Origin of the sequence: Streptococcus parasanguinis (assembly GCF_001074805.1) — a bacterium.
Classification (GTDB): domain Bacteria; phylum Bacillota; class Bacilli; order Lactobacillales; family Streptococcaceae; genus Streptococcus; species Streptococcus parasanguinis_A.
The window spans coordinates 24,290-35,496 of sequence record NZ_JUPI01000123.1; the positions used below are offsets into that span (position 1 = coordinate 24,290).

Below are 11,207 nucleotides of genomic sequence, written 5' to 3' on the forward strand. Positions count from 1 at the left end.
GGAGAAACAATGCTAGATAAAAATACGATTGCTCAAGATTTTCCCATTCTCGATCAATTCGTCCACGATGAGCCTTTGGTTTATCTAGATAATGCAGCGACGACGCAAAAACCTAAAAGTGTTCTCGAAGCAGTCAATCACTATTATTTACAAGATAATGCCAATGTCCACCGTGGAGTTCATACCTTGGCTGAACGAGCGACAGCAGCTTATGAGGCAGCGCGTGAGAAAGTTCGAAAATTCATCAATGCTTCATCAACCAAGGAAGTGCTCTTTACAAGAGGGACAACGACGGGCCTCAACTGGGTAGCGCGCTATGCAGAAGAAGTCCTAAAAGAAGGGGACGAAGTCCTGATTTCCATCATGGAACATCACTCCAACATCATCCCTTGGCAGCAAGCCTGCAAGAAAACAGGAGCAAAATTGGTCTATGTCTATCTAAAAGATGGCTTACTGGATATGCAGGACTTAAAGAGCAAGCTTAGTGAGAAGACAAAATTTGTCTCCATCACCCATGCTTCCAATGTCTTAGGGGTGGTCAATCCGATCAAGGAAATTGCTCAATTAGCTCATGAAGTTGGAGCGATGATGGTCGTAGATGGGGCTCAATCAACCCCTCATATGGCTATTGATGTACAAGACTTAGATGCGGATTTCTTTGCTTTTTCTGGCCATAAGATGGCTGCCCCAACAGGGATTGGTGTCCTCTATGGGAAGGAAGAAATCTTAGAGCAAATGTCTCCGATCGAGTTTGGGGGCGAGATGATTGACTTTGTCTACGAGCAATCTGCTTCTTGGAAGGAATTGCCTTGGAAATTTGAAGCTGGAACACCTAATATGGCTGGTGCAATTGGTCTTGGTGCAGCGATCGATTACTTAGAGGGGTTGGGAATGGACCAAATAGAAGCGCATGAGCATGAATTGATTACCTATGTGTTTCCAAAATTACAGGATATCGAAGGCTTGACGATCTATGGTTCCCAAGACTTAGCCCAACGTTCTGGTGTGATTTCTTTTAATCTTGGAGACCTCCATCCGCATGATTTGGCAACAGCTCTAGATTACGAAGGGATTGCCGTTCGTGCAGGTCACCACTGTGCACAACCCTTGCTTCAATATTTACAAGTTCCGGCAACAACGAGAGCAAGTTTTTATCTCTACAACACCAAAGCGGACTGTGATAAATTAATTGAGGCATTGGTAAAAGCAAAGGAGTTTTTCAATGGCACTTTCTAAATTAGATTCGCTGTACATGGCGGTCGTAGCTGACCATTCAAAACACCCCCACCACCAAGGACAGATTGAAGATGTTGATCAGATCCAACTCAACAATCCAACTTGTGGAGATGTGATCCAGTTAAGTGTAAAATTTGATGAAAATGATAGGGTCCAAGATATTGCCTTTGTCAATTCAGGCTGTACCATTTCAACAGCTTCGGCTAGTATGATGACAGATGCTGTAATGGGAAGAACAAAAGAGGAAGTTGAAGAATTAGCACAGGTCTTTTCAGAAATGGTCCAAGGTCAATCAGATCCTCGTCAAGAGGAACTGGGTGACGCAGCCTTCTTATCTGGAGTCTCTAAATTCCCACAACGGATTAAATGTGCGACCCTCTCCTGGAATGCTCTTAAAAAAGCGATCGAACGTAGCAAATAATTAGAAGAAGAAACAGAGAAAGAAAGGAAATTATGGCTGAAGAAAGAGTCGAACCGAAACCAATTGATCTCGGTGAATATAAATTTGGATTTCACGATGACGTTCAACCTATTCTCTCTACCGGAAAAGGACTGAATGAAGCGGTTATTCGTGAATTGTCTGCAGCAAAAAATGAACCAGAATGGATGTTAGAATTCCGTTTGAAATCTTTTGAAACCTTCAAAAAGATGCCTATGCAAACCTGGGGTGCAGATCTATCAGAGATTGACTTTGATGATTTGATCTATTATCAAAAACCTTCAGATAAACCTGCCCGTTCATGGGATGAAGTTCCAGAGAAAATCAAGGAAACCTTTGAGCGTATCGGGATTCCTGAAGCCGAACGTGCCTACTTAGCGGGGGCTTCTGCCCAGTATGAATCAGAAGTGGTTTATCACAATATGAAAGAAGAGTTTGAAAAGTTGGGGATTATCTTTACCGATACGGATTCTGCCCTAAAAGAATATCCAGACCTTTTCAAACAGTATTTTGCGAAGTTAGTACCGCCAACGGACAACAAATTGGCTGCCCTCAACTCAGCAGTCTGGTCTGGTGGGACCTTCATTTATGTACCAAAAGGCGTAAAAGTAGACGTCCCCCTTCAAACATACTTCCGTATCAACAATGAAAATACTGGTCAGTTTGAACGCACGTTGATTATCGTGGACGAGGGAGCAAGTGTTCACTATGTAGAAGGCTGTACAGCACCGACCTACTCAAGCAATAGCCTCCATGCAGCGATTGTCGAGATCTTTGCCTTGGATGGTGCTTACATGCGCTATACGACCATCCAAAACTGGTCTGACAATGTCTACAACTTGGTAACCAAGCGGGCCAAGGCTCAAAAAGATGCCACAGTTGAGTGGATCGACGGAAACCTAGGTGCCAAGACAACTATGAAGTACCCATCTGTTTATCTAGATGGAGAAGGAGCGCGTGGTACCATGTTGTCCATTGCCTTTGCGAATGCAGGGCAACACCAAGATACAGGTGCCAAAATGATCCACAATGCCCCTCATACCAGCTCATCTATCGTATCGAAATCTATTGCGAAAGGTGGCGGAAAGGTAGACTACCGTGGACAAGTAACCTTTAACAAAAATTCCAAGAAATCAGTTTCTCACATCGAGTGTGACACCATTATTATGGATGATTTATCTGCATCAGATACAATTCCATTTAATGAAATCCACAACTCACAAGTTGCTTTGGAGCACGAAGCTAAGGTTTCAAAAATCTCAGAAGAGCAACTTTATTATTTGATGAGTCGTGGACTGTCTGAATCAGAAGCGACAGAAATGATTGTCATGGGATTTGTAGAGCCCTTTACGAAAGAACTTCCAATGGAATATGCGGTTGAGTTAAACCGACTCATTAGCTACGAAATGGAAGGCTCTGTAGGGTAATTCATTTTTGTCAATCAAAAAACACAATGGATTTGACTCCATTGTGTTTTTTTACTTATAGCTTTTCGTTGACATAACGAACAAATTCATTCCACCAAACCTTTAAGAAAAAGCTTTTCTCAATGGTTCTTCCCGCTACCATATCGACCGTTGGCTCCTGATCTTCTAGATAGCCTCGCCCGATTTTATCTGGATCAGTATAGTGTAATTTTCCAAGAGTGGTGCCTGATTTGACAGGTGCCTTGAATGATTCTTGAGTGCTCTTGAATTGAATTTTTGGTTCTGCTTGACTGCCTTGTTTTTCGACGATATAGAAGTCTTTTTTTGCAACAGCTAAAACAGTCTCCGACTTCCCATCCATAACACTTGCCTTACTTTTCCCGTAAGGATCTCCTTCTTTGACGACAATGGAAGAAACAAAGGTTCTTACCACGTAGTTCATCAGAGAAGAAGTAGCCACAAAGCGTGCATATGGATCACCGTCAACGGCCTCTACTCCTAGGACAACGGTAATCATATGGATGCCATTTTGCGTCGTCGATGCAGCAAAGGTGATACCACCTTTGGTAGAGTTGCTGACTCGAAGACCGTCGACTCCAGACCGGTAATTCGGCATGCCTTCTAGCATCAGATTGGGGTTTTCAATCTGCGTGTTTGAAAAAAGAGCAGTGGGTTTTGAAGTATATTTGGTCACTTCAGGAAAATCCTGGAGTAAGTGCTTGGCAATAACAGCAATATCATAAGCACTCAATTGATTTTCGTCCTCTTTTCCATCAGGATCTCCGCTGATGGTTTGTGTATTTAATCCTGTAGCATTGATTAAATGAGGAGATTGAATGCCCCATTCAGCAAGTTTCTTCTTCATATTTTCAACGAAGCTTTTCTCAGAGCCACCCACTTTCTCAGCTAAGGCCAAGGCAGCAGTGCTAGAATTTCCAACTAAAAGAGCAGTTAATAACTGTTCAACCGTATATTGGTTCGCCTCCATAGGAAGAGTACCAGCACCTTCGATATCATTTAAGGACAAAGCTTTCTCAGACAGCATGATAGGATCTTTCAGAGAAAGTTTTTTTTCATGAATGGCTTCGAAAATCAGATAAGTGGTTAAGAGTGTAGATAGTCCCCCCACATCTCGTTTTTTCTCCGAGTCCTTTTCGTAGAGAATTTTACCTGTATCAGCTTCAACAGCAATGGCGCTTTGGACAGGAAGATTTAGCTCCTCTGCCAGAACGATTCGATAAGGCAGACAGCATAACAGCAGCATGAAGGTTAAAAAAGAAAGAAAGAATTTTTTCACAGTTGTTTCCTCGTTACTTAGTCTTCTCTATTGTATCATACAAATGATTAATGGAAAATCGTAAAATCGTCAATTAGACTAAAAAGTCAGTCATAGCAAGGTTTTTGGATAGCGATAAAGCAAATATTCAGAAAATTTAGTTTACTTTTTTTTCTATTTGTGATATAATCTTAAACAAATCTAAAAAAACTATTGGAGAATTCCTATGAAAAAAGGTAAAGTATTCGCAGTTGCCGGAGTAACACTCCTTGCAGCTGGATTGTTGACTGCATGTTCTGGTTCAAACACTAGCAAAGCAAGCTCAGGCGAAGACAAGAACTATGGCTATGTTTACACTTCAGATCCAACAACTTTGGACTACACAATTTCTTCTAAAGCTGCTACCCATGACATCACTACAAATGTGGTAGACGGTTTGTTAGAAAATGATAAATACGGCAACCTTGTGCCTTCACTTGCGGAAGACTGGTCTGTATCAAAAGACGGTCTGACTTATACCTACAAGATTCGTAAAGGTGTCAAATGGTACGATGCAGATGGTGAAGAACATGGCGAAGTGACTGCTAAAGACTTCGTGACTGGTTTGAAACACGCTGCTGATAAAAAATCGGAAACTCTTCCACTCGTTCAAGGTTCTGTCAAAGGATTGGATGATTATGTCCAAGGAAAAATCACAGACTTCAGCCAAGTTGGTGTCAAAGCGGTTGATGATTACACACTTCAATACACATTGAACAAACCTGAAACTTTCTGGAACTCTAAAACGACTAACGGAATTTTGTTCCCAATAAGCACAGAGTTCTTGAAGAGTAAGGGAGATGATTTTGGTCAACCAAACGATGTGAAGTCAATCCTTGCAAACGGACCATTCCTTTTGAAATCCATTACTTCAAAATCATCTGTTGTATTTGAAAAGAATGACAACTACTGGGATAAGAAAAACGTTCACCTGAAAGAAGTAAAATATACTTATTACGATGGATCAGACCAAGATTCATTGGCACGTGGATTCTCTGATGGTGCTTATACAAAAGCTCGCCTTTTCCCTGCAAGTTCAAACTTTGCAACTGTAGAGAAAAAATATAAAGACGATATCTTTACTACACCAGCAGGATCAGGTGTAGCAGTACTCGGATTTAATTTGGATCGCCAATCTTATAACCACACTGCTAAGAAATCAGATGCTGAAAAATCTTCTACTAAGAAAGCAATCTTGAACAAAGATTTCCGTCAGGCCATCACTTTTGCCTTGAACCGTGAAAACTACTCAGCACAAGTCAATGGTAAAGAATTTGCTAAACCAGCTATCCGTAATACCTACACAGCACCAGCCTTTGTCCAAGTAGATGGAAAAGACTTCGGAAATGTAGTTGCAGATAAGTTGACTACTTATGGAGACCAATGGAAGGGTATCAACCTTGAAGATGGTCAAGATGGTCTTTACAACAAAGATAAAGCGAAAGCACAACTTGAAAAAGCCAAAGCTGAACTTCAAAAAGATGGTGTTCAATTCCCAATTCATATTGATGTACCGGTAGCACAAAATTCTACAAACTTTGTTTCACGGATGCAATCTCTGAAACAAACTGTGGAAGATACTCTTGGTAAAGACAATGTCGTTCTTGATCTTCAAATGATGGACTCAGACGAAGTGTTGAATATTACTTTGAATGTGCCATCAGCTGCAGACGCAGACTGGGATCTTCAAGGAATGGTCGGATGGAACCCAGACTATGATGATCCATCAACTTACCTTGATACTCTTCAACCAGCTTCTGAGGACCAAACAAAAGTTTACCTTGGTTTTGCAGGTGGTGTAGATAACCCATCAGCAAAAGCAGTCGGTTTGGATGAATTCGCTAAACTTCTTGACGACGCAAGTAATGAAACACAAGATGTTGTGAAACGTTATGAAAAATACGCAGCAGCTCAAGCTTGGTTGACAGATAGTGCGATTGTTATTCCAACGATGTCAAGTACAGGTGCTGCAACAGTTGTTTCTAAGGTAGTTCCATTCTCTGAACCATCATCACAAACAGGTAACAAAGGTTCAACATACTTGAAATACGTTGAAGTTCAAGATGAACCAGTTACTAAGAAACAATACGAACAAGCACGTGAAAAATGGCAAAAAGAAAAAGCTGAGTCAAACAAAAAAGCTCAACAAGACCTTGAAAAACACGTTAAATAATTAAATTATTGCTTTTCATTAGAACTTTCTCTTCTAGGGGAGAAAGTTCTTTTGGACATTAAAGGAATGAAATATGAAAAAATATGTTTTTATGCGTATTTTGCGTTCGTTAGTGTCGATCTTTCTCGTCACGACATTAACCTACATGATTATCTATACGCTAACACCGAGAAATCTCATCTTTAAAAATGACCCCAACTACAATAAAGTAGCGAAGACAAAAGATTCGAAGATCAACTACGAAAATACTGTCTACGATCGCATGGGTTATTTGGAATACATGGATTCAAAGAGCTTGCAACAAAAAGCAAGTAAAGAAGATTCTTCTGTAACAGTTGATGCGACGACTGCTAATGAAAAGATCTATAAGGCATACATTAACAAATTAGGTCATGGTTGGCAGTTGAAACGTTTCCCAGAAAGTAAGTCTTTTTATGCGGTGCGTGAAATTCCGGTTTTTGAACGTGTCATCAGCTTCTATGCGAATTTGATTCAATTTGATCATCCAGGTTGGGTGAAAGATGCCTCAAACCCAAATCTCAAACGCTATATCCGTATTGAAAATGATCCATCTATTGGTTGGTCAGTTGTAGGTTCTGGTACGAAACACAAATACCTCTTGTACTTTAATGGTCAATTCCCATATGTACACCAAAACTTTGTAACCTTAAACCTTGGAAATTCATATCCAACTTATTCTAATACCCCAGTTCTTCAAGTTATCACACAAGGACAAGGAACAACTAAGAAGAGTGAAGTGAACTTCCCAACAGGTAAAAAGACATCTTCAATCGATATCTACTCACGTACTTACAAATCACCAAGTAAGGCAGATTCACAAGATATCAGTCGATTTGGTAAAGGGGATGCTTATACAGCAACTTTGAGCAATTATGAGAATCCATCCATGATTGCATCTTCTTCAATCATTGGTTTGATTGGTATTGCGATTGCTTACTTGATTGCGATCCCATTAGGATCTTACATGGCTCTGTTCAAGAACTCATGGTTTGATAGCATCTCGACAGCTGTTTTGACATTTATGATGTCTCTTCCAACTATTGCTCTTGTTTACATTGTGCGTCTAGCAGGTTCATTCTTTGGTCTTCCAGACTCATTCCCAGTACTTGGAGCACAGGATTGGCGTTCATATGTATTGCCTTCTCTGATTCTTGGTTTGTTGAGTGCGCCATTTATCGCAGTTTGGATTCGTCGTTACATGATCGATATCCACTCGCAAGATTTCGTCCGTTTTGCTCGTTCAAAAGGATTGTCAGAACGTGAGATCTCAAGAAAACACATCTTCAAAAATGCAATGGTCCCATTGGTGTCTGGTATTCCAGGTGCTATTATTGGAGTTATCTCAGGTGCGACACTTACTGAAACAGTCTTCGCTTTCCCAGGTATGGGTAAAATGTTGATTGACTCTATTAAAGCATCAAACAACACCATGGTCATCGGACTTGTCTTCATTTTCACATCGCTTGGTATCTTTGCTGCCATGTTAGGTGATATCTTGATGACAGTACTTGACCCACGGATTAAATTAACGAATACGAAAGGAGGCAAATAATGGCTACAATCGATAAAAATAAATTTCAGTTTGTAAAACGCGATGACTTTGCCTCTGAAGTAATCGATGCTCCAGCGTATTCATACTGGAAATCTGTATTCAGACAATTCTTGAAAAAAAGAACCACTATCATTATGCTTGCTATTTTGATTGGAATTCTTTTGATGAGTTTTGTCTATCCTATGTTTTCAAATTTTGATTACAACGACGTAAGTAAGGTAAATGACTTTTCAGCACGTTTGAATCCACCAAGTGGGAAAGCACTATTTGGTACAGATAATAACGGTAAATCCCTCTTTGATGGAGTTTGGTTTGGTGCTCGAAATTCAATTATCATTTCCTTCATCGCAACGGTTATTAACGTGGTAGTCGGAGTTATCGTTGGTGGAATTTGGGGGATCTCAAAATCCATCGATCGTATCATGATGGAAGTTTATAACGTTATTTCTAACATTCCATTTATGTTGATCGTTATCGTCTTGACTTACTCAATGGGATCTGGTTTCTGGAACTTGATTCTTGCCATGTCCTTAACCGGATGGATCGGAATTGCCTATACCATTCGTGTCCAAATCATGCGTTACCGTGATTTGGAGTACAACCTTGCCAGTCGAACATTAGGAACACCAACTTTGAAAATTGTTACGAAAAACATTTTGCCTCAGTTGGTATCTGTAATCGTGACACAAACATCACAATTACTTCCAAGCTTTATTTCTTACGAAGCCTTCCTTTCCTTCTTCGGACTTGGTCTTCCAATCACCGTTCCAAGTTTGGGACGTTTGATTTCTGACTATTCTCAAAACGTAACGACTAATGCCTACCTATTCTGGATTCCGCTTACTGTTTTGATTTTAGTATCCTTGTCATTCTTTATCGTCGGACAAAACTTGGCCGATGCCAGCGACCCACGTACACATAGATAGGAGGAGTAGATATGACATCAAATAACAATATTATTTTATCTGCTCAAGATATCGTAGTGGAATTTGACGTGCGCGATCGCGTACTGACAGCTATTCGTGGCGTATCGCTTGAGCTAGTAGAAGGTGAAGTTCTTGCCTTGGTTGGTGAGTCAGGTTCAGGGAAATCAGTTTTGACAAAAACATTCACCGGAATGTTAGAAGATAACGGCCGTATTGCTCAAGGTTCGATTAAGTACCGTGGCCAAGAATTGACGGATTTGGCATCCAATAAAGATTGGGAAAATATTCGTGGTTCTAAAATCGCTACAATTTTCCAAGACCCAATGACAAGTTTGGACCCAATCAATACAATTGGTTCACAAATTACTGAAGTCATTATCAAACACCAAGGGAAAACAGCTAAAGAAGCTAGAGAAATGGCTTTGGACTATATGGAGAAAGTTGGAATTCCGGATGCTGAACGTCGTTTCGATGAGTATCCCTTCCAATATTCTGGTGGGATGCGCCAACGGATCGTTATTGCGATTGCCTTGGCCTGCCGTCCAGATATCTTGATCTGTGACGAACCTACAACAGCCCTTGACGTAACTATTCAAGCGCAAATCATAGATTTGTTGAAATCCCTTCAAAAAGAATACCAATTTACAGTTATCTTTATCACCCACGACTTAGGTGTAGTTGCAAGTATTGCTGATAAAGTAGCCGTTATGTATGCTGGAGAAATCGTTGAGTTTGGTAAAGTAGAAGAAATTTTCTATGATCCAAAACATCCATATACATGGAGTTTGCTTTCAAGCTTGCCTCAATTGTCAACCTCAGATGGTGATCTTTATTCTATTCCAGGGACTCCACCATCATTGTATGCTCCAATCAAAGGAGATGCGTTTGCTCTTCGTTCAGACTATGCGATGCAAATTGATTTTGAAGAAGAAGCACCTGCCTTTAAAGTTACAGATACTCACTGGGCTAAGACCTGGTTGCTCCATCCAGATGCACCAACAGTTCATAAACCAGAAGTAATCGAAAACCTTCACGAAAAGATTGGCTCAAAAATGGGCTTCACTCACATTACAGAATAGGAGGAAGGAAATGACTGAAAAATTAGTTGAAATTAAAGATTTAGAAATTTCCTTCGGTGAAGGAAGTAAAAAATTCGTTGCTGTGAAAAACGCTAACTTCTTCATTAATAAGGGAGAAACATTCTCTCTTGTTGGTGAATCAGGAAGTGGGAAGACAACAATTGGACGTGCAATTATTGGTTTGAATGATACAAGCGCTGGAGAAATTATTTATGACGGTCGCAAGATCAATGGAAGAAATTCTCACAGTGAAAAATCAGAGTTGATTCGTAAAATTCAAATGATCTTCCAAGACCCAGCAGCAAGTTTGAATGAACGTGCAACAGTTAATTATATTATCTCTGAAGGTTTGATCAATCACCATTTGTTTAACAGTGAAGAAGAACGTCAGGAAAAAGTAAAAAATATTATGCATGAAGTTGGGCTTCTTGCAGAACATTTGACACGTTACCCTCACGAATTCTCAGGTGGACAACGTCAACGGATCGGTATTGCCCGCGCACTTGTCATGGAACCAGAATTTGTCATTGCGGATGAACCAATCTCAGCTCTTGACGTTTCAGTACGTGCGCAGGTCTTGAACCTTTTGAAAAAATTCCAAAGAGAATTAGGTTTGACCTACCTCTTTATCGCCCATGACTTATCAGTTGTGCGCTTCATTTCTGACCGTATTGCAGTTATCTATAAAGGGGTTATTGTAGAAGTAGCAGAAACTGAAGAGCTATTTAACCACCCAATTCATCCATACACGCAATCACTTCTTTCAGCAGTCCCAATTCCAGATCCAATTCTAGAACGTAAAAAAGTTCTTAAAATCTACGATCCAGAACAACATGATTACTCTGAAGATAAACCACAAATGGTTGAAATTAAACCAGGTCATTATGTTTGGGCTAATAAAGCTGAGGAAAACAAATACAGACAAGAATATAAATAGAGAGGATTACCTCTCTATTTTCTTTATTTCAAGAAAATCTTCAATAAAATAAAATTTTTTGAGAAAAAGTATTGACAGTAAGTCCAGGTCATGATATACTAA

At 40.1% G+C, this 11,207-nt stretch carries 9 protein-coding genes; 8 read left to right on the forward strand and 1 reads right to left on the reverse strand.

The window, feature by feature from the left end:
• The first annotated feature begins 9 nt into the window (after positions 1 to 9).
• From ADI76_RS08640 to sufB, 3 genes are read left to right on the forward strand one after another with little or no spacing between them, the layout of a single operon-like run.
• Entirely contained in the window at positions 10 to 1,236 is a 1,227-nt protein-coding gene (locus tag ADI76_RS08640; protein WP_049515835.1) for a cysteine desulfurase, read from the forward strand.
• Positions 1,223 to 1,657 (forward strand): Fe-S cluster assembly sulfur transfer protein SufU, encoded by a 435-nt coding sequence (sufU, locus tag ADI76_RS08645; RefSeq protein WP_049515837.1) that lies wholly within the window; start codon positions 1,223 to 1,225, stop codon positions 1,655 to 1,657. Before ADI76_RS08640 ends, sufU begins: the two co-directional genes overlap by 14 nt.
• Positions 1,658 to 1,689: 32 nt before the next feature.
• Positions 1,690 to 3,102: a Fe-S cluster assembly protein SufB gene (gene sufB / locus ADI76_RS08650; protein WP_003010279.1), complete on the forward strand. Its 1,413-nt coding sequence runs from the start codon at positions 1,690 to 1,692 to the stop codon at positions 3,100 to 3,102.
• 55 nt (positions 3,103 to 3,157) lie between these two features.
• On the opposite strand, the gene ADI76_RS08655 is transcribed toward sufB, so the two are convergent.
• Positions 3,158 to 4,399 carry a serine hydrolase gene (locus tag ADI76_RS08655; RefSeq protein WP_049515839.1) on the reverse strand — a complete coding sequence of 414 codons (1,242 nt, stop codon included), beginning with the start codon at positions 4,397 to 4,399 and terminating at the stop codon, positions 3,158 to 3,160.
• 205 nt (positions 4,400 to 4,604) lie between these two features.
• Here ADI76_RS08655 and ADI76_RS08660 point away from each other — a divergent pair, with 205 nt between their 5' ends.
• From ADI76_RS08660 to ADI76_RS08680, 5 genes are all read left to right on the forward strand, one after another.
• Positions 4,605 to 6,590 carry a peptide ABC transporter substrate-binding protein gene (locus ADI76_RS08660; protein ID WP_049515840.1) on the forward strand — a complete coding sequence of 662 codons (1,986 nt, stop codon included), beginning with the start codon at positions 4,605 to 4,607 and terminating at the stop codon, positions 6,588 to 6,590.
• A gap of 73 nt (positions 6,591 to 6,663) precedes the next feature.
• Positions 6,664 to 8,163, forward strand: a complete 1,500-nt coding sequence (locus ADI76_RS08665) for an ABC transporter permease (protein ID WP_049503923.1) — start codon at positions 6,664 to 6,666, stop codon at positions 8,161 to 8,163.
• On the forward strand, positions 8,163 to 9,089 hold the full coding sequence (oppC, locus tag ADI76_RS08670) for an oligopeptide ABC transporter permease OppC (RefSeq protein ID WP_049475082.1): 927 nt from the start codon (positions 8,163 to 8,165) through the stop codon (positions 9,087 to 9,089). Before ADI76_RS08665 ends, oppC begins: the two co-directional genes overlap by 1 nt.
• An 11-nt stretch (positions 9,090 to 9,100) precedes the next feature.
• Complete coding sequence (locus tag ADI76_RS08675; protein ID WP_049515842.1) at positions 9,101 to 10,168, forward strand: ABC transporter ATP-binding protein; 1,068 nt, start codon at positions 9,101 to 9,103, stop codon at positions 10,166 to 10,168.
• 10 nt (positions 10,169 to 10,178) lie between these two features.
• Positions 10,179 to 11,105 (forward strand): ATP-binding cassette domain-containing protein, encoded by a 927-nt coding sequence (locus ADI76_RS08680; RefSeq protein WP_049515844.1) that lies wholly within the window; start codon positions 10,179 to 10,181, stop codon positions 11,103 to 11,105.
• Positions 11,106 to 11,207: the final 102 nt, after the last annotated feature.